Genomic DNA, 25147 nt, shown 5'->3' with positions numbered 1-25147 from the left:
CGGGAGTTGTTATTACCTCAGTAACATCCTCCAACCTTTAACAGTTTATCCTGTGCTGTTATTGCACATGGTGCAACTGCCCGTCGCACATAAAAAAGCCCGTCTATAAAAGACGGGCGTTCATATGCACGTTAAAGCCGTGCACCTTCCTTCGACTGCCGCACATAAGCGTTACTCTTGTCGCCAGCTCGGGTCAGGCTACCCCACGGCACATGGGTATGACCACTTAATGCTGCTTCCTTCCGGACCTGACATGGTTCATGGGTACCCATTGCGCAGGACCCAACCGTCAACGCTACGTGCAAGAGGCAGACCCTACATGCGGGCAGCCTCAGAAAAGGACTTCAGTCTCGCTAGAGCGGATTGCGAGTTACAGGGCACCGCTACCTCCCCACCTAGCACGGCAAGTACTAGTATACTTTATTTTATGGTAAAAATGCAATGTTTAGATCTGGAAATTTCATTTTCTAAAAAATTTATTTAAAAAACTATTTTTTAGTTATCTTTTTTGTTGACCAAGCCTTATTATCATGATATATTAATTCTTGTCTAATACGGAGGCGTACCCAAGTGGCTGAAGGGATCGGTCTTGAAAACCGACAGGCGGGTTAAACCGTGCGTGGGTTCAAATCCTACCGCCTCCGCCATAATTACGCATGATAATACCCGTTACTTCGGTAACGGGTTTTTTATTTTATTTAAAAGTATTTAATACTTTTTTTAAATAGGCACGAATGGATTCTTCTCCATTCGATAAAGCTTCCTTTTCACGAGCCTCATCTTTTACTATTTTTGCTTCTGCTGATTCGGCGATTCTTTCTTCTTCGCCTTGTGGAATGACAACAACACCATCAATATCTCCAACGATGAAATCTCCCGTATGTACAGTCACTCCCCCAACAGATATTGGTACACCTACTTCTCCTCCACCATTTTTAAATCCTGCAGCAACTGTTGTTCCTAATGAAAATATAGGGAAATCTAACGCTTTAATAGCAGCAAGATCTCGTATAACACCATCAACAACAAAGCCTTGTATACCAAGTCCTCGTGCAAGAGAAATAACAAAGTCGCCTGCAACAGCTCTATTCGTATTTCCTTTTGCATCAATAACTAAAATATCCTCTTTCTTCGCCTTACTAATTGCTTCAAGAACTGCTCGATTTTCTCCATCTGGTAAACGGACAGTCAACGCTCTTCCTGCAATTTTAAAGTGTTCAGCAAGTGGCTTAATACGCGCATTTAAATTCGTATGTCCACCTGTAGCATCTGAGATTGCCGTAGTTGGAAGTGCAAATAATCTTTCATTAATCGTTAAGTCTTCCATGCTTATTTCCTCCTAATTGTAAAAGGATTATTAACTGTTTCACAATACATTCGTAAATACCTAATTAAATGTACATAAAGTTACCCATTTGATACATATATTAATTATGAAGATTAAATATACACGCTACTGGTAAATTTTACATAACTGTTACAATTAACTTTTATTGGGAAAGATAATGATAGACAATAATTTACTGGGAGTGATAGAAATGACAAATCCTCTAATCCAAGAAGTCATAAATGAGGACGGTAAAACTGTATATAAATTGACTACATTTGATATTGAAGTAATCGCTAAAATGAATGGTGGTCTTGCACCAACCATTGTTTATTTGCACAATGATAAAGATGTAACAGATTGGATTCGTGCCATCCGTTTTAACCCCAAACAACCCTCATCCTATATAGAAGATTATGACCGTTTTCAAGCAATGCTTTTTCATAAAGAAGAGAAAGCAATTAATGACCTTTACGATACCATCAGTATCAGACCAAAAAATATGTCCACAGGTAAACAAATTTTGTGGAGTTGTGCGGTATTAGCATTAATGTCTATCCCTCTTTTGGTTGCAATTTTTCTTATGTAATAAATGCAAAGCTAGCCTACTTAGCCAAAAAGAGTTAACTACACAATCAATGTTATCAACTCTTTTCGTTCACTTAAAAGTCTTTAGAAGACCTCATCTATTACTCTCTAATTAATTGGTAAAGATTAAATAGATCATTTTTATTTAATATTTTCGGTACTGGATAAAGTGGATTAGCTTCCTTTATAGCACGTTCAACCATTATTGGAATGTCTTTTTCATTAATACCTTTTACTTTATCAGGAATGTTCATAGATCCGTTCAGCTTTTTCACTTCGCTGATAAACTTCTTCGCTTTTGTTTCCATACTATCCGATTCTTCCGTAATACCAATCAAATCTGCTAACTCTGCCAATGGTTTATGGGCCGAACTACCATAATATTCGAGAACATAAGGTAATATAATTGCATTTGCCAAGCCATGAGGGAAATTATAGAATCCACCTAACGTATGTGCAATCGCGTGAACATAGCCAACAAAAGCGCGAGTGAAAGCAAATCCCGCTAAATAAGAAGCTTTTTGCATATTCTTACGGGCAGTTATATTTGATCCATTTGAATATGCTTCATAGAGATTTTCAAAAACTAATGTTACTGCTTCTCTTGCACATTTCTTCGTTTCTTCTGTATTACTCTTACCTATATAAGCTTCAACAGCATGTGTTAAAGCATCCATCCCTGTAGTTGAAGTAATGTGGGGTGGAAGATTAATCGTCAGTAATGGATCTAGTACAGCATAATGGGGAAATAAAACGGGATCATTAATTGCATATTTTTCGTGAGTCTTGCTATTAGATATTACAGCCACAAGAGTCGCTTCACTTCCTGTGCCAGCTGTTGTTGGGATTGCAAATAAAGGAGGGATTGCTTTTCTCACCTTTAATTGTCCCTTCATTTGGGGAATAGCCTTTTCTGGCCTTGCAATTCGAGCACCAACACCCTTTGCACAATCCATAGGTGAACCACCTCCAAAAGCTACTATTCCTTCACATTTATTTTCACGATATAGACTAAGCGCATCCTCAATATTATCTATCGTAGGATTTGGAACTGTTCCATCGTACACAACATAGTTAATTCCCTTAGATCGTAGCCCTTCAAGTAGATCATCCATTAACCCAATCGTTGTAATTCCTTTATCTGTTACAATCAATACATTATTAATTCCTTTACTTTTTATAAGATCTGGGAGTTTATCTAGACTATTTTCTCCCTCTAATAATTCAGGTTCACGCCACGATAGAAAATTTTTAGCAAATTTAAAAGATTGTTGATATATCCTGCAATATAATTTGTACATACCACTAACTCCTTTTCGTAGAGTAACTGTGTAGAATAGGTTGAAACATTTTATTAAACTTTTGAACTTGCTAGAATTAGAATTAAAATTAATTAACATTAAATTCAATAATAAAAGCGCAAATCCCTTTAATTGGATTAACGCCTCTTAAAAAATCTCATTATTTAATTTTAGGTGACTGGCACTCATAGGAGTATGCAATGCAATGAAAACCACACTTCTCTAGGATAGGTCTACTCATCGGACTAGCATCAACAGTAAGATATGGATGCCCCTTTTCGTATGCCTTCTGTGCTCGAACTGCTAATAGTTGTGAGTAATAACCTTTTCCTCGAGACAATGGAAGCGTTGACCCTCCCCATAGACTTGCAAAGGAAGAGTCTTTTTCTAAGTACATCCAAGCAGCACTAACAAGCTGACCATCTTCATAAATTCCATAAAGATATACTGACTCAGGGTTATTTTGTTTATCTCTCCAAAGTCTTTCTCCAAGCTCTGTAAGGGATTCATTCCAGATAGCATGTTCTAGTTCAATAAGTTCTTTAATTCCTTGCTCATCTGTTATTTCTTTAATATTAGGGTACTGTCCGTCATTAAGTAAAGGGTGCTGATCATCCAATTTCATGACCATAAGTGCTTCAGGGTCTCCAATTGTAAATCCTTCTTGTTTTAGAATGTCTTTTAAATGATCCGGCTTGTCATAGCTATATACTTTCCACTCAAAATCCTGATTTAGGTTTTTAAAATAATTTAACTCACTTTTAATTACTTCTCTTGCATTGTTTTCATTTACATTCGATGAGAGGATAAACCCTCTTTCACCAAACTTTGAAATATGGCGTATGACATGCTCTGTTTTTTCTCTAGTGTAGCCTTGTACTTCGGCATCTTCACGAAGTTCTTTGTGAAATAGTGCAATTAATTCATTATTACCCACTAACAAAACCCTTTCGTTAATATATTTAAGGGGAAACTAAAGGTATCATCATAGAATCTATTATTCTTTATTTTTAGTAATATTCCTTTATTTGAAAAATGAAATTGTAATTGGTCATTCTTTAATAAAAAACAGAGAAACACTAAATTTATGTTTCTCTGTTCCTCACTATTACTATTTTACTTAATTTGCTATCTTCTTCGCTTTACCTTGATCTACTAACAAAATCTCTAAAATCTCATCAACAGATGTTGCTACCTGTAAAATGCTTCGTTGTTCAGCCCGAATAAATCCTTCATCAAGCATCTTCTCAAAATGCTGAACAAGTGCATCATAAAATCCGTTGATATTATATAAAATGACTGGCTTAGTATGTAGCCCAATTTGAGCCCATGTAAAGATTTCAAAGTATTCATCCAGCGTTCCACAACCACCTGGAAGAGCGATATAGGCATCGGCTAGATCAGCCATTTTCGCTTTACGAGTATGCATAGAATCGACTATATGAATCTCTGTTAAGTTAAGATGTGTCAGCTCACGTTTTTGTAGATGTTCCGGCATAATTCCTATCACTCTACCTTTATGGGCAAGTGCGCTATCGGCCACAGCACCCATTAAACCTACTGTTGAACCCCCGTAAACTATACCTAATCCTGTTTTAGCAAGCTTTTCTCCTAACTCTTTTGCTTTTTCTATATAAATTGGACTTTTCCCTGTTTGTGATCCACAATAAATTGCAACATTCATATGTTTATCCCCCCGCGTTTTTCGTTACAATAAATTATAGCGTTCAAATATTAACTAAATGTAAATAAAAGGAGTCGGTAACATGAAGATTACCCCTTTAGGCGTTGGTGGTGCCTTTACAAAAACTAATTATCATAATAACTATATCTTTCAATTAGGTGAAACATTACTGTTAGTTGATGCAGGTACAACATTACGTACAAGCCTAGCTGAAGCTGGCTATCACTATACAGATATAGATTTTGTCTATATCTCACATCTTCACTTCGACCATGTTGGTGGTTTAGAAGAAATGATTTTACAACGTTATTGGAATTTTGAAAATGGACAACATGCCCCGGTAAAGACAAAGATTATTGTGCATGAGAAGCTCTTACATTCAATACGTTCCATCCTATCTCACAGTTTAAATAATCAAGGGCAGGCTGTCGAGGACTTCTGTCAATTAATTACACCAAAAAATGAAGGGTCTATGTTTATTGGGGAATATACGTTTACTGTTTTTGATACAACCAATGCACATCAAGAAGGAATGATTAGCTCAGGATTTAAACTTAGCAGGAAGGGCAAAAATTTAGTTTATACAAGTGATATTAAACGATTAGAACAGGCAAATTTATTATCACAAATTGATGAAAGCACAGTTGCCATATTCCAAGATGTTAGTTTTACTACAAATGGGGCTCATGCAACGATTGAAGAAGTGTTGAGCTATTATCCTTCTGAAATTCACGAGAAAATTTATGCTATGCACTATAACGATAATGTTGGGGATTTTGAGGAAGTCATAGAGCAAGCGAAGATTCAACTTGCTAAAAGAGGCAAAATAATTGAGTTTAAATAATACAAGACAGATATAGCCTCATTACTGTTTATAATGGTCTTGTTTAAAATTATTATTTATAATCTATTAGTAATTGGTTAAACAAAGAAGACTTACTAATATCGGCAAGTCCTCTTTGTTTAAGTTATTTTCGGTAAATTGCTTTTTGTCTATAGGTAATTTGAATACCATTCAAATCCATCTTTTGTCGGAATTCCTTCTAATGAATTCTCATCTGCCGTCACGATCTATCTTACAAACTTGCTATTTCTCGTTTTCAATAGCTTGCTTCATATGTGCTCCTATTTTTAGGATATCTCCCAGTTAAAGTTCTTATAAAACCTTAACCTGAAATGTTTTTATATTTTTTCAGTTTCCTTTTGAATGATTATTTTTAACTATTACTTTTGGAATTTTCACTTTTCTAAATTTTGTAGTATCATTTTCTTGCAACCTTTTTTTGTAGTTACAGGAGGGAACGATAAAGAAATGAAGAATAGGAAATTTTTTTTAATAAGCTTAATCTCTCTATTAATCATTAGTGCTCTAATATATTTTTTCGTAAGAGAACAACAAACGCAAACTTTTGCCGAAGCTAATCGTATTTTTCCTCCCGATAATGAGTTTTTATCAGTGATGGAACTATCTGTCTATTCCGAAGAAGATAATACTATGATTCCAGTGAATATAAACTCTGATATTATGAAAACAATAACTAAATTAATGAATACAACGATGGTAAGTGGGGATAACATAAGGGAACCTTCCAATAAAACACTTTTTGTTGAACAAAAATACATGGATGGCTCAGGTGCATACTTAAAATTCTCTCTATACCGCAACAATAACACTTACTATTTAGCATTTCCTTACTACAATTTTTCAGATGATGTTGAATGGTATAAGTTAAAATCTAACGAACTACCTGAATTCTATTTGAATTTAATAGAAAAAACCCCTCGATAAGAGGGGTCTTTTGATTACATCATTATTTTTTGACCTGTTGGTGTATATTTAGCAGTAACCCAACCACCAACTGCAATATCGATATAGCCTCCATCATTAGTAGCGTATCGTTTAACACGCAATTGAACTTCCCATTTTGGATAAATATCTGCTTCAATATTTTTCTTCAATTCTAAGAAGTAGTTTTTGGAAAGCTTACAATCTTCCACAACATCATTCTTTCTTGATGGGATATATCTATCCATTATCTTATAAACCTTAATTATTGGTTCAGCAGGTTTAGCATGGTCTGGTAAATCGTCTGCAATCTTCATATATCGTTCATAATTCGCTCTAAATTGATATTCTGAAATTAAGTCTGCAACATATTGTTGCACCTCTCCAATCCCATATGCTTTATACAACGCTGAATTACCATTAATATCGATTTTTGGGTAAAACTCGCTATCTGTAACAGTTGTCATTATTTATTCCTCCTTTTTAAAATTTAAACTCTGAGCCATCTTTATTAAGTCGATAAGTTGTAAATGCTCGCCCTCGAACATACGCTGTTTTTTTACCAGTATGACCATCTGTAATATTAGCCATCGGAACTTGTACTTTCAGCAGAGCAATATTTGAACTCCACCCTTCCTGAATAGCTTTAAATGATTCATAACCAGCCCAAAGGTCATTTAAAAGTCGTTCCTTTTGGTCATCAGCCGCCTCTGCCGCTAAACCACCTAAATGTGCAGCTACATCTGCCACTCCTAGAGTTATTTTGAAAATAGCAGCAATTTCAGGGATTAGATTTAAGTAATGAATAATTCGACCCCCATCATTCCCCGATTCTACCATCGTATGCATTTCAAACTGTGCATATCGTAGATTTTTAATCGTTTCTAAATCTCTAATGTTTAACACTGCGTCACTTACTGTACTTGATGTGTATCGTCGTGCCATTTTGTTTCCTCCTTCGTTTTTTGTTTTTGTTAGCCGCTAACGATATTAAAAGGGCAATTCAATCCTCTTTTTACAACCTTTTAAAAAAGGATTTTTCATTTTTCTTACACATTAAGGATTAAGGGGGTGAGAGAATGGAATTGCAATACAAAAACAACGGCAAAGAATTCAGTCTTAAAATTTCAGTTAGGTTTCTGCTAACATCATTCACAATCGCATTATACACTTACTCTTTTCAGTCAAATGAATTAAGCAACGAAAATACATAACAAAAAAAGAGTATCTACCCATTATGGTTGGAACTCTTTTTAAAAGTGTTAATCATGTCTTTGAAAAGAGGAACTTCTGAAAGACATGCAAGAGCGATGATTTCAATTAAAGACAAGGAAACTCAAAACGAATTAGTAGAATTAATAAAAGAGTATGATTGGAATGTACGACAGCTTAAAGATATATTAAACAATTACTAACGCCAAATTCAGATAACAAAGATTGGTCAATATTAACAGAAGTTGGTTTTTCTGGTGATAAAAGTGATGCATCAAAACTCGATACGACAGTAGAGCAAAATACTGCAGGAATAGCCATTTGCAGATGGTATTAGTAATCTCGTGGCTACATTACCTCCAATGTAACAAATAACTAAGAACACAGAGAATCGATATTGATACTCTGTGTTCTTTATTCTCCACCTACAAACAAGTATTTAAAGTTCATATCTTTATCAAAATGAAAATTAATTAAATGTATTTTTTCATTATTTGGATCATCAATAAAACAAAGGAATGCTACAACCTTTTCAAATGCAATCCAATCGGTTATTAATGTTTATAATCATGCGGTTGTTTCTGCATTATTTACAAGAATGCGAGCGAGGATTTGAGGAGGTGGAGGCTTAAATTCCATATAAATATTACTATGATGGCCCTACTTGTAAAGAGGGTATGTCAATTATTCAAGGTGAACCATATATTCGCGCTTTTTGGAAAAACGGTAATAAGTACACTTTGAACAATAATATTAGGACACTGGCGCATAAGAAGTTTTCATGCGCTTTTTCTTAATCTAAAATAAAGATTGATAATGAATAAAGATTATATAATATAACATTATAAAGGGACTAATTTCCATTAAGGGGAGGGTAAATTAGAATGATATCGTTAGAAACATTGGAATCATTTTCAGAAGTTGTGATATTCATTACGGCCATTTCAAGTGTAATCTGTTTGGTAACATTCTATGTAAACTTAATAATCTATTTTAAAAAGTTTCGTAAAAAAGAAAAAAATACAGATATGAATATTGTTCTCATGTTTTTCTCCTTTTTGTTTATAATATCTACTACAATACCAGCGTTCTTCCTTTAGTTGTAAATTACGTACAATAGGCTTCTATTAAGTAACCAAGGGGAGATAAGAGCTAGATGCGTACATCCAGCTCTTTCTAAAATTACTCTACACGGCTTTTTATAAAAAGGCTTTGCGGTTCCCTAAATCTCACCTTTTTCAATGTAATTAATGATGACTCGTATAAATGTTGCTTTAAATCATCTCTAAATTCTGGTTTAGTTTGAATCAAGGAATAACAAATAAGTGGTTCGATTTTTTGAATTAATTGTTGAATCTCTTTTTCATTAAAATCTCCTATTCTTTTCAATTTTAATCACTCTCATTTCTTCTCTAAATCTCCAATGATTTTTGTTAAGTTATCTATCGAATTACGTAATGATTCTATTCTATTTTCAAAGCGAATTAACAAATAGATTGTAATTGCTACTGGAAACCCAAAATTCCCTATTATTTGTATAAATTCCTTATCAATCATTTCAACACCTCCCGCATTTTTTGTAATGCCTTTTTGTGACTTTTTGATATTGCTTGTTGCGACACATTATATTTTTTTGCGATCATCGTATCGTTCCAATTTAGGACATAACGATAATAGAGAATTTCTCTTTGCCTATCTGTTAATCTACGAATAGCATCAATGAGTAAGTTATCCCTAATAACCCCTTCTATGGTACTGGCTCTTAAAGCTAATTGAAAATGGGGTTCAGAATTTTCATCCGCAATCGTATCCATCATAGTTATGTCTTCTTCTATTGGAGCGTTTAATATAACGGGTTGTTTATTTTCAAATTCCCTTCTTTTTTTATCAAAACGACGGGATTCGTAATAAATTAATTTCTTTAAATATGCAATTGCTAGGATCTGTTTTGTATGCGAAGTAAATGCTTCGTCAAGTTTATCCTTATTGGAGAGACTTTGATCATTTAAATATGCCAAATAAAGTTCCTTATTCTCCTTGATAGTGATAAATGAATTAAAAATCGGGCTTTTAATTTCGTTCAATTGATACATAATAACACCTCTACACAGAATGTATGTTCGTATTTTAGGTAAAAAAAAGAGCTATAATTGCCTCTTTAGTTTTAATTTCTCTTTTATATAAAAAGGGATTTCAGAAAAGAAAAACACAACCTACTACAAAATTTCATTTGTTTTTTCAAAGAATAATCTTATTTTATCGTAAATCACAAATTATTCTATAAAACTAAACTACCAAAATATCAATATAAAATTGTATACGGTCCATATATTGTATATTGACGGTACTAACAGATCAACCCAAAGAAAAAAAGTTGAGTTCGTCAATGCATATGATAGGTTTGATACAACAACGTCAACAGGAAAAGCAATGTTCGGGACGTCGTTGACAGCCTTCGGCGAATTTGAGCGAGATATTATTCAACAAATGTCCAAAGCATATCTTGATGCAGCTCGAGTGAGTGTAAAAACTTGGGGCCCCTACTGGATTGCGATCAGAGAAAATGGCAAAAGAGTATTAGAAATTAGGATTCATGATAACCTTGTTATATCGATTTTTGATTATAAAGGCGATAAGAAGTATTCTAATAATTTTTTATTAGAAGATGATTCTATTTTGAACTTAATAGAATCATTATTTGAAAAGTAAAGAAAAAACCTCTCACAAATATGAGAGGTTTTTGTCTATTACATTGGAATCCATCCGCCTGAAGTTTTAAGTTTAACAGGATAACCCTTTCTAATTGTTCTAAATGATTTCACCTCTTATTAGATAAAGATGTAATTCTCGAATACTGAAAAGGTTGTATTGAAATTCATTAATATAAATGAAGAAATAAAAGTTTTAAAAAATAGGTGTTATATAATCATTTTAATTCACGAAGAGGAAGATTCTAAGGTTGTAAATGCTTTCGGCGTATTTTGTATTTATTCGTCTTTAATATTCACATCATAAGATAATGAGGCGTATTGATATATCCTTCTTCTAATCGAACAATACCACCAGTTAGATAGAAGTATCTTTGCAAATTGTTATACTTTCAGGAACGCTGTAAACATTATTGTTTAATAGCGTTTATAAAGAATTACAATACATTTCCTTCCCTATTCGACACTTACTCCACCATAGATTTCAAAGTCTTTTAGAATATTATTAAAACCTTCCCAAAATTCATATTACACATTACAGATAGCCTTATATATCTTAATAGTTATCTCTTGGAAGACTACAGGAAGAACGTTGGAATTGTACTAAATATTATAAAACCTAACATTAAAACTATAAGAGCTATATTCATTTCTCTATTTTTTTCTTTTTTACGAACCTTTTTTATATAAATTATTAAGTTAATAATTAATGTGACAACGCAGATTATACTTGAAATAGCCGTTATGAACGTTACAACTTTCGAAAATGATTCCCATGTTTCTAACGATATCATTTTAAATTACTCTCCCCTGAAATAATTATTAGCCCCTCTATTATTAATATTATACATTCTTTATTCATTTAGAACATTTTTAGACAAAGAAAAAGCGCATGAAATATTCTCATGCGCCAGTTATCTTCATTTATTTATTGTTCTAAGGTGTATTTATTACCATTTTTCCAAAAGGCACGAATATATGGTTCTCCTTGGATAATTGACATTACCTCTTGACCAGTAGGTCCATCATAGTAATATTTATAAGGATTTTCGGCCTCTACCTCTTCGAATCCATTCGCTCGCATTCTTGTAATAAAATCATCTAATCCATCAATACCATGATCGATAAAAGTTAATGTAGAGATTTTATTAGAATTGATATAAAGTAAATCACTAATTAATAATGCTGCTGCATTACCAATTGCAAGCAAAGTGAGTCCACCACCCGCACTTGTCTTCGATCTTTTTGTGAAAAATGCAGAAGCAACTGCTCCAATAACAACCGCATGATTATAAACATTAATTACATGTCCAATTGCATTTGCAATAATTGTACCGTTTTTTTGTTCAGCAACAATTTGTTTTCGCATTTCTTTGTATGCATCTCTAACAGCAAAGGCTTCATTAAGTGTAAATCGTTCAATCTTGAATTCGTCTTTTTGTCTAATTGACATATTATCTTCCTCCAATTTGTTTTTTATTATTAGCGCTACAATATATAAAGGTAATTTCAGTAGATTTTTAACAACCTTTTTAAAATTATTTTTAAATCTTTTTAAATATTGAATCTATATATCACCTTAAAATGCTAACTTATTAATAAATGTTCTTGATGAATAAGGTTTTTATAGTATTGGTGATGGAGGGGCTAATAACCACTTCGGGGGAGGAGAAATTATAATGTCCTCAATGGAATCATTTTAGGAAGTTGTAACATTCATTACGGCTATTTCAAGTGTAATCTTTTTGGTAACCTTTTGTTTAAACTTAGTAATTTATTTTAAAAAGGTTCGTAAAAAAGAAAAGAATACAGATATGAATATTGTTCTTATGTTTCTATCCTTATCGTTTATTATATCCACTACAATCCCAACATTCTTCTTATTAGAATGTTGGGATTGTAGGGATTAGATTTTGAGCCTTTCCTTCACTAAGGAGCAAATTTTTACCAATATCATAATCTATCACCGTACTCATTGTTTTCCACAAAAAAAACGTGAAGACAAAGTCCGATTCAACCTAGTCTACACGCCCTTTAACTAATATTTATTTTTTAAAACGATTCGTTTGTTCAATCATATACCCAATACGTTCGACGATACTTTCAATTTGCTCTGGATTTTCCTTTAAGTCGTAATCATTAATATCTAATCGTAGTACCGGGCAAGAGTTAAATTGGTCGATCCACTCTTGATAACGACCATGCATTTCTTCCCAATATTCTCTTGGCGTATGTTGTTCCATTTCACGACCGCGTTCTTTAATTCTATCAATCACATCTTCAAGTGAGCCCTCTAAATAAATTAATAAGTCTGGATGTGGGAAATAAGGTGTCATGACCATCGCATCAAACAAATTTGTATACGTCTCGTAATCTGTTGGATTCATCGTCCCTTTATCATAATGCATTTTTGCAAAAATGCCTGTATCTTCATAGATAGAACGGTCTTGAATGAATCCGCCGCCGTATTCAAAAATACGCTTTTGTTCTTTAAATCGCTCAGCTAAAAAGTAAATTTGTAAGTGGAAGCTCCATTTTTCAAAGTCATCATAAAATTTATCTAAATAAGGGTTTGAATCAACCTTTTCAAAAGATGTTCGGAAATTTAACGCTTCTGCCAAAGCAGTTGTCATCGTCGATTTCCCCACTCCTACCGTACCTGCAATCGTAATGACAGCATTGGAAGGGATATTATATTTTTCTCTTAAATTCATTATATTTGTAACTCCTTTAATCTAGTCTTTACTATTTCCAATACCGACTGTAAATCTACTTCGTTTTGTACGAAGTCGACCTGGTCTCCATCTAATTCGATCACCGGTATGTCAGGATGTTTCATTTTAAATTGCGCAATGAAATCATGGTAATCTTTTGAAAGTTGATCTATGTAATCTCTTGTAATCAATTTTTCAAATTCCCTGCCACGCATCTTAATTCGATCCATTAACGTATCAAGACTTGCATGCAAGTAAATTACCATATTCGGGCGCGGCATATCAGAAGTTAATATATCGTAAATTGCTTCGTACTTTTGATACTCAGATGTGGCAAGAGTACGTTTTGCAAAAATCAAATTTTTAAAGATATGATAATCTGCAACTACAGGTGTCTCGTTTTGAATAATATGTAACTTTACATCTGATAGTTGTTTATATCGGTTACAAAGGAAGAACATTTCTGTTTGAAAGCTCCACTCATTAATGTCCTCATAAAATTTACCCAAAAATGGATTTTCATCGACTATCTCTTTCAATAAATGAAAACCATATGTATCAGCGATTGCTTTGGATAACGATGTTTTTCCAACACCTATAGGACCTTCAACTGTTATAAAAGGGACAGACACTGTAGCCCCTCCTTCTTGATAAATTCGTCAATGTTCTACATTTTATCACAGATAGAGGTTTAAAAACAGAGCTGTAAATAGAAAGAATAAATTAGGTAATATAGATGAACTCTCTTTTTTCTGAAGGAAATGGAATGTAATTTTTTATATAGTTAAATGACACAATGATAAAATAAATGTGAAGGAGCGATGTGCGTGGAGCTTTTAGATTATGATCAACAGTTTATGAAAGAAGCAATTCAGGAAGCAAAGAAGGCTGAAGCAGTTGGTGAAGTACCGATTGGAGCAGTCATTGTATATCAAAATAAAATTATTGCTCGAGCCCATAATTTACGTGAAACGACTCAAAATGCTGTAACCCATGCGGAACTCATGGCAATTCAAGGAGCATGTCAGGTAATTGGCAGCTGGCGTTTGGAAGAAACAACTCTTTATGTAACATTGGAGCCTTGTCCTATGTGCGCAGGAGCGATTTTGCAGTCCCGTATACCCCGTGTTGTTTATGGAGCTAGAGATCCTAAAGGTGGATGCGTGCATTCATTTTATGAGCTATTAAATGATTCCCGTTTTAATCATGAATGTGAGGTAAAAGAAGGTGTGTTAGCAGAAGAATGCGGCCAACTATTAAGTGGATTCTTCCGCGCATTACGAGAACGGAAAAAAGCCGAAAAGCTAGCGAAACAAACAGGTGATTCCAACAATGCAATTTAGTAAGTTAAAAAAGACAATTGAAAGTTTTTTGTGTGATACATTAAAAGATCGAGTTGAGATTCATGTAGCTGTCTATCGTCAGGCTCATGATGCTCCATCTCGAATTTATATAACTTTTGATAAAAAGATCATATTTAGCGCAGATGATGTTCAATTTAACATCGCTCATTATAAAAAAGAAAACGATTTGAAAAAACAGTTACAACTTAAACCTATCCCTTATTCTAGCGACTGGAAGGAAATGTTCAATTCCCCTGAACGTATGGCACTTATTGAAGCTAGTGAGAAGGCTGAAAATGACCTATTGAACCAAGGTTTATTGGCAAGTTGGCATGTATACCGCGCACTAATGAATTACCCGAGTCTATCAATCAATGATGCATTAGCCTCAAAAGACATATTTACTCGTTCATTTGCTTTGTTTGACCGTCGACTTGGTAAGCGTCGCATTATATCGTTGGATGACAGAACTCATCCAATAGAAAAGCTTTTTTATTCTATTCGCTGTTCTGCAGATGAAATAAATGGCGCCTCTCACTAATATAGAAGGCGCCTTTATCATTATTTATTTAAACTTCTCCATAAACTTCTCTAATCGATTCATGGCATCTTCTAACTTTTCTATCGGTTGAGCATAGGAAATACGAATATATCCTTCACCGTAATTCGAGAAAGCACTCCCTGGAACTGTAGCTACGCCTTGTTCCTTTAGTAACTCTATACAAAAATCAAATGATTTCATCTTTGTCTTTTTAATAGAAGGGAAAATATAAAATGCCCCTTCTGGTTTCACAACATCAAATCCCATAGAAACGAGTCGACTATATACTAAATCACGACGTTTCTTATATTCGTTTCTCATTTCAATGGCATCATCTTTGCCAGCAGTCAATGCTTCAAGTGCTGCAGACTGACTGATACTCGATTCGCAGCTTAAAAAGTAGGCAATAACCTTCGTAATTTCCTTTGAAATGTACGTAGGGGCTAATGTATAACCAATTCGCCAACCTGTCATAGAATGAGACTTCGAAACTCCATTTATAATAATTGTTTTATCACGCATTCCTTCAAATGAAGCAATGGAATGATGAGTTTTTTCAAATATTAACTCACTATAAATTTCATCAGAGAGAATAAAGATCTCTTTATCCTTTAAAAGTTTTGCAATTTCTTTTAATTGTTCTTCTTCAATGATCGTACCCACTGGATTAGCAGGTGAACAAAGGAAAATGGCTCTTGTTCGTTCAGTAATGTGTTTTTCTATTAACTCAGCTGTTAAAACAAAATAAGTAGATGTTGTATCAACATAAACTGGTACGCCACCAAACATCTCAATAATCGGAACATACCCTGGATATACAGGTGCTGGGACAATTACTTCACAACCTTCAGTTAAGATTGTACGTAATACAGCCATAATGGCACCAGATGCTCCATGTGTTACAACCACTTCATCTTGAGGATTATAGGTTAAGCCATATTTTTCTTTATAAAATTGAGAAATGGCATTTCGCAACTCTAAAATACCTGCATTTGGTGTATATGAAGTAAAGTTTTGGTCAATCGCTTGTTTAGCACTTTCTTTCACATGATTCGGTGTTGGGAAATCCGGTTGTCCAATTGTCAGGTTAATCGCATCAGGATAGTCGACAAGCATACTCGTAAATTTACGGATACCTGAAATTTCTTGCTTTTTTAAATTAGAATAAATTAGATGCTCCACAGGTGTTTCCCCTTTATCGTTTTATATTTTTCCATTATAAAACAAAGAAGAAACTTCCGGTTCATTCAAAAGAAAAAAATTTATTTGTTGGATAATAGAGTTTCTGCAATGGTAAATGAACCTTCTGTTTTTTCTTTAACCTCTTCAACTGTCACACCAGGTGCCGTTTCGACCAACACCATTCCTTCGTTTGTAAAGTCAAACACCGCTAAATCCGTTATCAATCGGTGAACAACACCTTTTCCTGTCAATGGTAAAGTACATGCTTTCTTAACCTTTGATTCACCATGTTTGTTTACATGTTCCATAATGACAATGACACGTTTTGCACCGGCAACAAGGTCCATGGCACCACCCATACCCTTTACCATCTTTCCAGGAATCATCCAATTGGCTAAATCTCCTGTTTCAGAAACTTCCATTCCACCTAGGATTGCCAAGTCGATATGTCCACCACGGATCATCGCAAAAGAATCCGCACTATCAAAGAACGCTCCACCAGGTACAATCGTTACTGTTTCCTTCCCGGCATTAATTAAATCTGCGTCTACCTTTTCCTCAGTTGGGTAAGGTCCAATGCCAAGCATGCCATTTTCAGATTGTAGTAATACATTAAAATCCTCCGGTATTTCATTGGCTACAAGAGTTGGCATACCAATACCTAAATTGACATTCATACCATCTTGAATTTCTTTTACTGCTCTTTTTACTATTCGTTGTCTTGCATCCATCATTAAACCCCACCTCCAACTTTTTGTACCGTTAAACGTTCAATACGTTTTTCATAATTTTGTCCAAGGATAACACGTTGTACAAAGACACTTGGTGTATGAATTTCATCTGGATCAAGTTCTCCAACTTCAACAATTTCTTCCACTTCGGCAATTGTAATTTTCCCTGCCGTTGCGGCAATTGGGTTAAAATTGCGAGACGTTTTTCGGAATACGAGATTTCCTAGTTTGTCTGCTTTCCAAGCTTTTACTAAAGCAAAGTCCCCTGTAATTGCTCGTTCAAGTAAATACTCTTTCCCATCGAATACTTTCACTTCTTTTCCTTCGGCAATGGGCGTTCCTACCCCTGTTGCAGTATAAAATCCAGGGATTCCAGCACCTCCAGCACGAATGCGTTCAGCTAAAGTCCCTTGAGGAGTTAGCTCTACTTCAAGCTCCCCACTTAAAAATTGCTGTTCAAATATTTTATTTTCCCCTACATAAGAAGAGATCATCTTTTTAATTTGCTTATTAGCGAGTAGTAATCCGAGGCCCCAATCATCTACACCACAGTTATTACTTACAACGGTTAAGTTTTTTGTTCCTTTATCTCTTAAAGCTTCAATACTTTTCTCAGGAATTCCACATAATCCAAATCCACCAACGATTAATGTAGCACCATCTTGTATATCTGCAACTGCTTGTTCAAATGAATCCCATACTTTCCCCTTCATCCTAATCCCCCATTACTTATTATCTTTACGAAATGTATATGAAAAAGGCATTCATATAAATATATGTTTTTATTTCTCGAGATAGGACAGAAAACCCTTTTTACTAAACTCACACAATATATTTTTATTTCAATGATATAAAACTTTCTTCCCAAACATATTATTCAGCACAAAGTAATTTCAAACTTAAGAAAGGGGAAATGAAAAGATGAAGTTTATGACTAAGGTCGCCAATACCATTATGGAAAAATACTTACCAGACCCTTATATCTTTGTTGCAATCTTAACCGTACTCGTATTATTTCTAGGTGTCGTTTTAACTCCATCCACACCATTAGATATGGTGGTTCATTGGGGTAATGGATTTTGGGGAATATTAAGCTTTACAATGCAAATGGTAGTTGTGCTTGCAGCTGGGCACGTTTTAGCAAATAGCCCTGTATTCAAAAAGTTATTAACGTTTTCTGCTAGTAAATTAAATAGACCAAGCACTGCTATTATTGTTGTTACATTTGTTTCTTTACTTGCTAGTTGGATTAACTGGGGCTTTGGATTAGTTATTGGTGCGCTTTTTGCGAAAGAAATTGCACGTCATGTAAAAAAAGTAGATTATCGATTATTAATTGCTAGTGCTTACTCAGGATTTATTGTTTGGCATGGAGGTTTAGCTGGATCCATTCCATTAACAATTGCGACAAGTGGGCATGTATATGAAGATATGATGGGCGTAATTCCAACAACGTCAACTATTTTTACACCATATAATTTATTTATTGTGATTGTCATTGCGGTTACTTTACCATTCTTTAACCGATTCATGATGCCTAAAGAAGAAGACGTTGTTGAAGTAGATCCAAAACTATTAGTTGAGGAAGAGCAAAAGTTTCCACCTGCTGAAAAAACATTTGCTTCTTGGTCAGAAAGAAGTTATGTATTAACAATATTAATCGGCCTTATCGGTGTTACTTATTTAGTTTATCATTTTGCAACAAAAGGTTTTGCACTTGATTTGAACATCGTAAATACAATATTTATCATTTCCGGTATTATACTTCATGGAACACCACAACGTTTCTTAGCGGCTGTACAAAATGCGATTAAAACAACTGGTGGTATCGTTTTCCAATTCCCGTTTTATGCAGGGATTATGGGCATGATGACAGCATCAGGTTTAGCAGTAGTCTTTTCTGAGTGGTTTATTGCCATATCTAATGATTTTACATTCTATCTATTTACATTCTTCTCAGCTGGTTTAGTTAACTTCTTCGTTCCGTCAGGTGGGGGACAATGGACTGTTCAAGCTCCAGTAATGATTGAAGCTGCTCAAGCAATCGGTGCAGATTATGCAAAAACAGCCATGGCTATTGCATGGGGGGATGCTTGGACGAATATGATTCAACCGTTCTGGGCCCTTCCAGCACTTGCAATTGCGGGATTAAGAGCAAAAGATATTATGGGGTTCTGTTTGTTTGTATTAATCTTTACAGGAATTATTATTAGTATTGGATTTTTGTTCTTCTAAAAGACAATATAAAAACTTCTCATAAAAACACGCAAGAATGTTAATTTAATAACATTCTTGCGTGCTTTTTATTTTCTACTTTCACTAGTCAATTGGCCATTTTCAAATATGAACGATTCATTATAGTCTGGCAATACTTGTATTCCATCCTTTGGTAGAAGTCGTTCTGGCTTAAAACTATGCAGCGGAATTAGATAGTCTGGATTGATTTCATCAACGATATATTTTAAATGTTCCTCATGCGCGTGACCACCGGTGCCGATAGAGACAAAGGGAACTTGAAACGTATTTAAAAACTTTAGAAGATTATTGTAAGATGGATCATAATCACCTAATGGTGCACCATTTGAATGTATATAGATTGCTCTTTTTAAATTTATATCAAGCAATTCCAATAAATGATGATAACTGTTTTGCAGGAAATAACTACTCGGCTTTTCATTTATTTCTTCCAGTGTAATATATATTGTTTTTTCATTTAATGCGTACTCTTTTGAACCTTTTGGGCAATACGTAACAAATTCTTTTTCAGGATAAAACTGTTGAGCTAAATAGGCAGTTTCTGGTTCTAAAATAGTGATTCTTCCTGCCTTTTTTGCACCTTCTATCATCCCAATCATTCGTTCAATATTTCGGTGGTAAATATTAAAAATCCCAATACCATCTGTTTGTTTTAACTGTTCCTCAATTTGAGTTGGGAGTAAGCCTTCTGTTAATGTTTCTAAGGTAATTTGATTTGAAGGTTCAATAACAGTTGTTTCCTCACTGAAACTCAAAGTTGTTCCTTCCATTATTAAAATAGAAGGATTCATAGCTTTTGCTGTTCCTAAAAATGATTCTATAAACTCAGGATGATTTCCATGCAATCGTAAATCTCCGCTATAGATAATCTTTCCATCATGAGTTGTAATAATTAATGCGGATGCCCCAGGAATGTCATGGTCAACCGGAACAAATCTTACTACAATGTCCCCAACCTGAATGTCTGTATCATAAGGTACACCTTGGTACTCACGATATGGAACTACCTCTTCATTAATTGAGCTTAATGATTTGTACAATTTCAACGAGTCCGTTGACATATAAACAGGAATCGATTTTGAAATACACCCCATATATGCCATATGATCAAGATGTAAATGTGAAATAAACACCGCTCTTTCTCTTGGATCTTTCTCCGCTGTTACAAAAGGTGGCTCTATAGTAAATTCAGAGGATTCATAATACCCATCAATGGCTGGTATTGCGCCTATCTTTATTAAATCTCTTACTAATGCGTGTTTCCTCTCTTGAATAACTCCATCTAATACGGGTTTGTCACCATTAAATACACTTCCAAAATCAAATAATATAGATGCATTCTCTGATTGAATTTCTATTATAGTACCGCCTATAGTTTTTAAACCTCGATAAAATTTAATAATAGTTGGCATTTTCATATCCCTCCTTACCTATTAATAAAACGAGCCCACGACTGTATAGTACGTAGGCTCAAGTTTATGGATCTAAATTTTAGAATACTTTCAGATTATCAACCTATTATGATAAAAACTATTTACCTAATTCTTTAGCTGCTGCTTTATCTGCTGCTTCAAGACCTTCTTCAACTGTATATTCACCTAAGAATACTTTATCTAACTCTTTTGCTACTGCATTTTTAAACGCATAAGCACCTTTTACACGTGGATCATAGAAACCATATTCTAATTGTTGTTGTGCTACACCATATGTTGGATTTTCCTCAACATATGACTTCCATTCATCACTATCTAATGCCGATTGACGTACTGGAATGTAACCAGATTGTTGAGCCCAGTAAATTGTATTGTCTGTATTGATTAAGAATTTCATATATTGCCATGCAGCTAGTTTCTCTTCATCAGATAAATGGTTAAACATTGTAACGTTTGTCCCAGCAAATGGAGCTGCTGATTGAGCATCACTTGGTAGAACAGCTGTAGACCATTCAATTCCATTCTCGGCAGCTGGTGCTGCTACATATGGTAGACCTGCAGAAGAACCGAAGTACATAGCGACATCACCGCGCGCAAATGGACCTGACATGTAACCATCTTCACCCGCTGTACGTGCTACACCAGATTGAATTAAATCATTTACATATGTTAAAGCATATTTACCTTCTTCAGAATTCATTTTAAATTCGCCAGTTGCTTCATCAAAGAACTGCCCACCAGCTTGGTGTACCCATTGGTTGAAACCAATACTTAAGCCGTTTTCAAAACCGATTGCAATTACATCGTCATTCGTTAAAATCTCTGCTGCTTCTTTCATTTCATCCCAAGTAGTTGGAACTTCTAATCCAGCTTCTTCAAAGTAAGTTACATTGTAGAACATTAATTGAGTTGATTTGTTGAATGGTAGTCCATATAGAACGCCATCCCAAGTATTCATTTCACGGAAAACTTCCATAATGTCATTAAATTCATCGTCTGTGAAACCGTATTTTTCACTTTCAACATATGGGTTTAAATTCGTAATAAAATCATTCTCAATGTACTCAGTCATCCAATCCTCATATGCTTGAGTAAGTGCAGGTAATGTATTCGCTTTTGCAGCAGCCATTACTTTTGTTGATAAATCACCATATCCTCCTTGGTTTACAAGTTTTACAGTAATATTTTCATGTGAGTTGTTAAAATCATCCGTAATTTTTTGCAATGCTTTTTCATGATCTCCACTCATTGCATGCCAAAATTCAATTTCAACTGGCTCTGTAATTTCAATACCGTCAATTCCTGTTACTTCTGCTTTTTCTGTACCTTGTTTTGAAGTGCCATTTGAATTTGTGCCTTGTTCTTCATTTGAACCACTACTACATGCAGCTAATACCAATACTGCAAATGCACATACTAACATTAACCAAAGTTTACGCATTGCTAAAAATCCTCCTAAAGTTTTTATTTTATTTATAAATAAATTATTAAAAGCGCTATTAACCTTTTAAACCGGCCTTAGAAACGCCCTCAATAATATATTTTTGAAGAATGATATACAAAATAATCATCGGTAATATAATCATCGAAGAGGCTGCCATGAGCAGTTCAAAATTCGTTCCAGCTTCTGTAGTAAATGCTGTCAAACCTACTGGAAGTGTTCGCATCTCTTCTGATTGTGTAACAATTAGTGGCCATAAAAACGCATTCCAACTACCAATCGCTTTTAATAATGCAATTGTAACGATTGCTGGCTTCGCTAATGGCACCATAACAGACCATAAAAAACGGAAGTTACTACATCCATCAATTTTTGCTGCATAATGCAATTCCTTTGGGACACCTAAGAAATATTGACGAAGTAAAAAAATTGAAAAGATACTTGCTAACCAAGGAATGATAAGTGCTTCATATTGATTAATCCAACCTAAGTTCGATAATGTTACAAAGTTTGGAATTAATAACATTTCCCCTGGTACCATCATTGTTCCTAGCAATATAGCAAACACAATGTCACGCCCCCAAAACTGTAAACGTGAAAATGCATAAGCAGCGAGTATGGTAGTAATAATTTCACCTATCGTTGAGACAATAACAACGATAATACTATTCAATGTATACCTTAAAAACGGGGCCATTTCCCACGCCTTTAAATAGTTATCCCATTTCCAACTCTCTGGAATCCATGTGGGAGGCATACTCATCACTTCTCCAGGAGTTTTTAAAGATGTACTAATCATCCAAATAAAGGGTAACAACATTAATAAACTGCCAATTGTGAGCAGAATATAAATAAAACCTTTTGAAAAAGCTTGTCTCATGATATTGGCTCCCTTCTAATAGTTGACCTTACGTTTGCCTACATAGAGTTGGATCAGTGTAAAGATAAAAATAATAATGAATAAAACGAATGCTGCTGCTGATGCAATACCAAATTCCCATTCGTTATAAAATTTCTCGAAAATGTAGTAGACAATCGTTTGTGCACTATATCCAGGTCCGGGTCTTCCGTTAAATAGAGCAAACACTTCATCGAACACTTTGAATGAATTAATTAATACAACAATTGAAACAAAAAATGTTGTCGGTGACAGAAGTGGCACTGTTATATGCCAAAACCTTTTAAATTTGCTAGCACCATCAATTTGAGCTGCTAGATAATATTGTGGGTTAATATTTTGAAGCCCGGCTAAAAACAAAATGATATTGTAACCTAATGACTTCCAAATACACATAATAATTAATGCGGGCATAGACCACTTTGGATCATTTAACCATTCAATAGGCGAAATACCGAACCACCCTAAAAAGTAATTTAGAATACCGTATTCGGAATGGTATATCCATTGCCAAACAATTGCTATAGCAACAACTGATGTGACAAATGGTAAAAAGTATATCGTTCTAAATAACTTGCCAAACTTAATCTTGGAATTTAGTAATATAGCGATGACAAGTGAAATACTAATAGATGCTGGTACGACACCAATGACAAAAATGAACGTATTTGTTAACGATTTATAAAATTCAGTATCTTGGAAAATATAAATGAAGTTATCAAAACCATAAGAATGAACAATATCTTTAAAAAAATCATAGTCAGCATAAAAACTCATAAAGAAAGATTTAATAATTGGATATACACTAAAAACGCCAAGTATGATTAATGCTGGTAACAAATAACTATAGCCAATTAATGTATCCTTTAAGGTCGGTTTTTGATTCACTGAGCTCCCTCCCCATCGAAGTACCAAATGGAGTTTTCAGTTTCACTATCAAATACCGTAAATTCAGTAATATAAAGCGATAATTCCTCTACATTTCCTAATTGCTGCTTAGATGAGATTAAAGCTCTTACTTGCTGTTCACCAATTTTTCCACTTAACAATGTATCTCTACCTGTTCTTTCAATAAGATTTATAGAAATTGATACTTGAGGCAGCTCTTTTGAACTTGTTTCACTTACAAAACTTTCTGGTCGTATTCCAACAATTACGTCTTCTGGGAATTTCGTAACATCCACATTACCTAATAGTGGAATATGTACATTGCTATTTTTTAGCTCCACCCTTTTTAATTCTTTATTTACAGTGGCTTTATATATGTTAATTGGTGGGTTTCCCATGAACTGACTGACAAATAAATTACTTGGCTTGTCATACATTTCAAGTGGTGTTGTATATTGTTGTAACGTTCCATCTCTCATTAACAATATTTTGTCTGATATACTCATTGCTTCTTCTTGGTCGTGAGTAACAAAAATAGTTGTAATTCCAACTTCTTTTTGAATTCGGCGTATTTCCTCACGCATTTCCAATCTAAGTCTTGCATCTAAATTTGATAATGGCTCGTCCAATAATAAAACTTTAGGATTCTTCACCAGTGCCCTTGCTATAGCCACACGTTGCTGCTGCCCACCAGAGAGCTGTCCTGGTTTTCGATCAAGAAGATGGTCAATTTGTACAAGCTTTGCCATTTCCGTTGCCCGTTCAAAAGCTTCCTTTTTGTTTACCTTCGCCATTTTCAGAGGAAACATTATATTTTTTAACACAGTTAAATGCGGGTAAAGCGCGTAATTTTGAAACACCATTCCTATTTCTCGATGTTCTGGTTCCACTTGGTTTACTAACTTATCACCAAAATAGATTTCTCCAGCTGTTGGTTTGTATAAACCAGCTAGCATATTTAACGTTGTACTTTTTCCACATCCACTTGGACCAAGAATTGAAACTAAATGCCCATCTTGAATCGTAATAGTTAAGTCATTTACTGCCTTTGTCTGTTGAAAATCCATTGCTAAATTAGTTAATTTAATCTCCAAACTATTCACTCCTAATAGTT

Annotated in this window: 29 protein-coding genes, 1 tRNA gene and 1 other RNA gene; 9 read left to right on the top strand and 22 right to left on the bottom strand. The window is 34.4% G+C overall.

The window, feature by feature from the left end; genetic code table 11:
• Positions 1 to 137 precede the first annotated feature (137 nt).
• Positions 138 to 404, bottom strand: an RNA gene (ffs, locus tag CRO45_RS18905) — signal recognition particle sRNA large type.
• 152 nt (positions 405 to 556) lie between these two features.
• Between ffs and CRO45_RS18900 the strand changes: the two genes are divergently transcribed.
• Positions 557 to 647: transfer RNA gene (locus tag CRO45_RS18900), tRNA-Ser, on the top strand.
• A 47-nt stretch (positions 648 to 694) separates the two neighbouring features.
• On the opposite strand, the gene CRO45_RS18895 is transcribed toward CRO45_RS18900, so the two are convergent.
• Entirely contained in the window at positions 695 to 1327 is a 633-nt protein-coding gene (locus tag CRO45_RS18895) for an RraA family protein (protein ID WP_097151188.1), read from the bottom strand.
• A gap of 211 nt (positions 1328 to 1538) precedes the next feature.
• Between CRO45_RS18895 and CRO45_RS18890 the strand changes: the two genes are divergently transcribed.
• Positions 1539 to 1916, top strand: coding sequence for a sodium:proton antiporter (locus CRO45_RS18890; protein WP_097151187.1), 378 nt, complete (start codon positions 1539 to 1541; stop codon positions 1914 to 1916).
• A gap of 100 nt (positions 1917 to 2016) precedes the next feature.
• On the opposite strand, the gene CRO45_RS18885 is transcribed toward CRO45_RS18890, so the two are convergent.
• From CRO45_RS18885 to CRO45_RS18875, 3 genes are all read right to left on the bottom strand, one after another.
• A complete protein-coding gene (locus tag CRO45_RS18885; RefSeq protein WP_097151186.1) occupies positions 2017 to 3216 on the bottom strand; it encodes an iron-containing alcohol dehydrogenase in 1200 nt (399 codons plus the stop codon).
• Positions 3217 to 3376: 160 nt separating this feature from the next.
• Complete coding sequence (locus CRO45_RS18880; RefSeq protein ID WP_097151185.1) at positions 3377 to 4153, bottom strand: GNAT family N-acetyltransferase; 777 nt, start codon at positions 4151 to 4153, stop codon at positions 3377 to 3379.
• 183 nt (positions 4154 to 4336) lie between these two features.
• Positions 4337 to 4900, bottom strand: a complete 564-nt coding sequence (locus tag CRO45_RS18875; protein ID WP_170949564.1) for an LOG family protein — start codon at positions 4898 to 4900, stop codon at positions 4337 to 4339.
• 82 nt (positions 4901 to 4982) lie between these two features.
• Between CRO45_RS18875 and CRO45_RS18870 the strand changes: the two genes are divergently transcribed.
• Both CRO45_RS18870 and CRO45_RS18865 read left to right on the top strand, forming a co-directional pair.
• Positions 4983 to 5744 (top strand): MBL fold metallo-hydrolase, encoded by a 762-nt coding sequence (locus CRO45_RS18870; protein ID WP_097151184.1) that lies wholly within the window; start codon positions 4983 to 4985, stop codon positions 5742 to 5744.
• A gap of 468 nt (positions 5745 to 6212) precedes the next feature.
• A complete protein-coding gene (locus tag CRO45_RS18865) occupies positions 6213 to 6689 on the top strand; it encodes a hypothetical protein (RefSeq protein WP_097151183.1) in 477 nt (158 codons plus the stop codon).
• A 14-nt stretch (positions 6690 to 6703) separates the two neighbouring features.
• Here the strand turns inward: CRO45_RS18865 and CRO45_RS18860 are convergent, their stop codons facing one another.
• Together CRO45_RS18860 and CRO45_RS18855 are read right to left on the bottom strand one after the other, a co-directional pair.
• The gene (locus CRO45_RS18860) at positions 6704 to 7153 is read right to left on the bottom strand and encodes a hypothetical protein (RefSeq protein WP_097151182.1); all 450 of its coding nucleotides are present in this window, start codon (positions 7151 to 7153) and stop codon (positions 6704 to 6706) included.
• A gap of 16 nt (positions 7154 to 7169) precedes the next feature.
• The gene (locus CRO45_RS18855; protein ID WP_097151181.1) at positions 7170 to 7631 is read right to left on the bottom strand and encodes a hypothetical protein; all 462 of its coding nucleotides are present in this window, start codon (positions 7629 to 7631) and stop codon (positions 7170 to 7172) included.
• Positions 7632 to 7954: 323 nt separating this feature from the next.
• On the opposite strand from CRO45_RS18855, the gene CRO45_RS20180 reads away from it, so the two are divergent.
• Entirely contained in the window at positions 7955 to 8101 is a 147-nt protein-coding gene (locus tag CRO45_RS20180; RefSeq protein WP_170949563.1) for a DUF1016 N-terminal domain-containing protein, read from the top strand.
• Positions 8102 to 9080: 979 nt separating this feature from the next.
• Here CRO45_RS20180 and CRO45_RS18845 read toward each other — a convergent pair.
• From CRO45_RS18845 to CRO45_RS18835, 3 genes are read right to left on the bottom strand one after another with little or no spacing between them, the layout of a single operon-like run.
• The gene (locus CRO45_RS18845) at positions 9081 to 9287 is read right to left on the bottom strand and encodes a hypothetical protein (protein WP_235864675.1); all 207 of its coding nucleotides are present in this window, start codon (positions 9285 to 9287) and stop codon (positions 9081 to 9083) included.
• A gap of 12 nt (positions 9288 to 9299) precedes the next feature.
• Positions 9300 to 9455, bottom strand: coding sequence for a YvrJ family protein (locus CRO45_RS18840; protein WP_097151179.1), 156 nt, complete (start codon positions 9453 to 9455; stop codon positions 9300 to 9302).
• A complete protein-coding gene (locus tag CRO45_RS18835) occupies positions 9452 to 9991 on the bottom strand; it encodes a sigma factor-like helix-turn-helix DNA-binding protein (RefSeq protein ID WP_097151178.1) in 540 nt (179 codons plus the stop codon). The genes CRO45_RS18840 and CRO45_RS18835 overlap by 4 nt, the downstream gene beginning before the upstream one ends.
• A 337-nt stretch (positions 9992 to 10328) precedes the next feature.
• Here CRO45_RS18835 and CRO45_RS20225 point away from each other — a divergent pair, with 337 nt between their 5' ends.
• On the top strand, positions 10329 to 10607 hold the full coding sequence (locus CRO45_RS20225; protein WP_212613438.1) for a hypothetical protein: 279 nt from the start codon (positions 10329 to 10331) through the stop codon (positions 10605 to 10607).
• A 577-nt stretch (positions 10608 to 11184) separates the two neighbouring features.
• On the opposite strand, the gene CRO45_RS20490 is transcribed toward CRO45_RS20225, so the two are convergent.
• The 4 genes from CRO45_RS20490 to CRO45_RS18810 form a co-directional block, all read right to left on the bottom strand.
• On the bottom strand, positions 11185 to 11400 hold the full coding sequence (locus CRO45_RS20490; RefSeq protein ID WP_097151177.1) for a hypothetical protein: 216 nt from the start codon (positions 11398 to 11400) through the stop codon (positions 11185 to 11187).
• 134 nt (positions 11401 to 11534) lie between these two features.
• The gene (locus tag CRO45_RS18820; protein ID WP_097151176.1) at positions 11535 to 12059 is read right to left on the bottom strand and encodes a hypothetical protein; all 525 of its coding nucleotides are present in this window, start codon (positions 12057 to 12059) and stop codon (positions 11535 to 11537) included.
• Positions 12060 to 12651: 592 nt separating this feature from the next.
• On the bottom strand, positions 12652 to 13320 hold the full coding sequence (locus tag CRO45_RS18815; RefSeq protein ID WP_097151175.1) for a deoxynucleoside kinase: 669 nt from the start codon (positions 13318 to 13320) through the stop codon (positions 12652 to 12654).
• Positions 13320 to 13952 carry a deoxynucleoside kinase gene (locus tag CRO45_RS18810; protein WP_097151174.1) on the bottom strand — a complete coding sequence of 211 codons (633 nt, stop codon included), beginning with the start codon at positions 13950 to 13952 and terminating at the stop codon, positions 13320 to 13322. The genes CRO45_RS18815 and CRO45_RS18810 overlap by 1 nt, the downstream gene beginning before the upstream one ends.
• A 225-nt stretch (positions 13953 to 14177) precedes the next feature.
• On the opposite strand from CRO45_RS18810, the gene tadA reads away from it, so the two are divergent.
• Positions 14178 to 14663, top strand: coding sequence for a tRNA adenosine(34) deaminase TadA (gene tadA, locus CRO45_RS18805; RefSeq protein WP_408057174.1), 486 nt, complete (start codon positions 14178 to 14180; stop codon positions 14661 to 14663).
• Positions 14653 to 15204: an SF0329 family protein gene (locus CRO45_RS18800; RefSeq protein WP_097151172.1), complete on the top strand. Its 552-nt coding sequence runs from the start codon at positions 14653 to 14655 to the stop codon at positions 15202 to 15204. The genes tadA and CRO45_RS18800 overlap by 11 nt, the downstream gene beginning before the upstream one ends.
• A 24-nt stretch (positions 15205 to 15228) precedes the next feature.
• Here the strand turns inward: CRO45_RS18800 and CRO45_RS18795 are convergent, their stop codons facing one another.
• The 3 genes from CRO45_RS18795 to CRO45_RS18785 all read right to left on the bottom strand — a co-directional run bounded on the left by CRO45_RS18795 (position 15229) and on the right by CRO45_RS18785 (position 17830).
• A complete protein-coding gene (locus CRO45_RS18795; RefSeq protein WP_097151171.1) occupies positions 15229 to 16386 on the bottom strand; it encodes an aminotransferase A in 1158 nt (385 codons plus the stop codon).
• Positions 16387 to 16466: 80 nt separating this feature from the next.
• Positions 16467 to 17120 (bottom strand): CoA transferase subunit B, encoded by a 654-nt coding sequence (locus tag CRO45_RS18790; protein WP_097151170.1) that lies wholly within the window; start codon positions 17118 to 17120, stop codon positions 16467 to 16469.
• A complete protein-coding gene (locus CRO45_RS18785; protein ID WP_097151169.1) occupies positions 17120 to 17830 on the bottom strand; it encodes a CoA transferase subunit A in 711 nt (236 codons plus the stop codon). Before CRO45_RS18785 ends, CRO45_RS18790 begins: the two co-directional genes overlap by 1 nt.
• Positions 17831 to 18038: 208 nt before the next feature.
• On the opposite strand from CRO45_RS18785, the gene CRO45_RS18780 reads away from it, so the two are divergent.
• Positions 18039 to 19352, top strand: coding sequence for a short-chain fatty acid transporter (locus CRO45_RS18780; protein ID WP_097151168.1), 1314 nt, complete (start codon positions 18039 to 18041; stop codon positions 19350 to 19352).
• 68 nt (positions 19353 to 19420) lie between these two features.
• Here the strand turns inward: CRO45_RS18780 and CRO45_RS18775 are convergent, their stop codons facing one another.
• The 5 genes from CRO45_RS18775 to CRO45_RS18755 all read right to left on the bottom strand — a co-directional run bounded on the left by CRO45_RS18775 (position 19421) and on the right by CRO45_RS18755 (position 25127).
• Positions 19421 to 20785 carry an MBL fold metallo-hydrolase gene (locus CRO45_RS18775; RefSeq protein WP_170949561.1) on the bottom strand — a complete coding sequence of 455 codons (1365 nt, stop codon included), beginning with the start codon at positions 20783 to 20785 and terminating at the stop codon, positions 19421 to 19423.
• A 118-nt stretch (positions 20786 to 20903) separates the two neighbouring features.
• The gene (locus CRO45_RS18770) at positions 20904 to 22247 is read right to left on the bottom strand and encodes an ABC transporter substrate-binding protein (RefSeq protein WP_097151166.1); all 1344 of its coding nucleotides are present in this window, start codon (positions 22245 to 22247) and stop codon (positions 20904 to 20906) included.
• Between the two features lie 58 nt (positions 22248 to 22305).
• Positions 22306 to 23127 carry a carbohydrate ABC transporter permease gene (locus tag CRO45_RS18765; protein WP_097151165.1) on the bottom strand — a complete coding sequence of 274 codons (822 nt, stop codon included), beginning with the start codon at positions 23125 to 23127 and terminating at the stop codon, positions 22306 to 22308.
• Positions 23128 to 23142: 15 nt separating this feature from the next.
• On the bottom strand, positions 23143 to 24033 hold the full coding sequence (locus CRO45_RS18760) for a carbohydrate ABC transporter permease (RefSeq protein WP_097151164.1): 891 nt from the start codon (positions 24031 to 24033) through the stop codon (positions 23143 to 23145).
• Entirely contained in the window at positions 24030 to 25127 is a 1098-nt protein-coding gene (locus CRO45_RS18755; RefSeq protein ID WP_170949560.1) for an ABC transporter ATP-binding protein, read from the bottom strand. Before CRO45_RS18755 ends, CRO45_RS18760 begins: the two co-directional genes overlap by 4 nt.
• Between the last annotated feature and the right edge of the window lie 20 nt (positions 25128 to 25147).

This window comes from Ureibacillus acetophenoni (genome assembly GCF_900220965.1).
In the GTDB taxonomy this organism is placed as follows: Bacteria; Bacillota; Bacilli; order Bacillales_A; family Planococcaceae; genus Ureibacillus; species Ureibacillus acetophenoni.
Note: the sequence above shows the minus strand (reverse complement) of the source record. Positions and strands in the feature narration are given on the sequence as shown.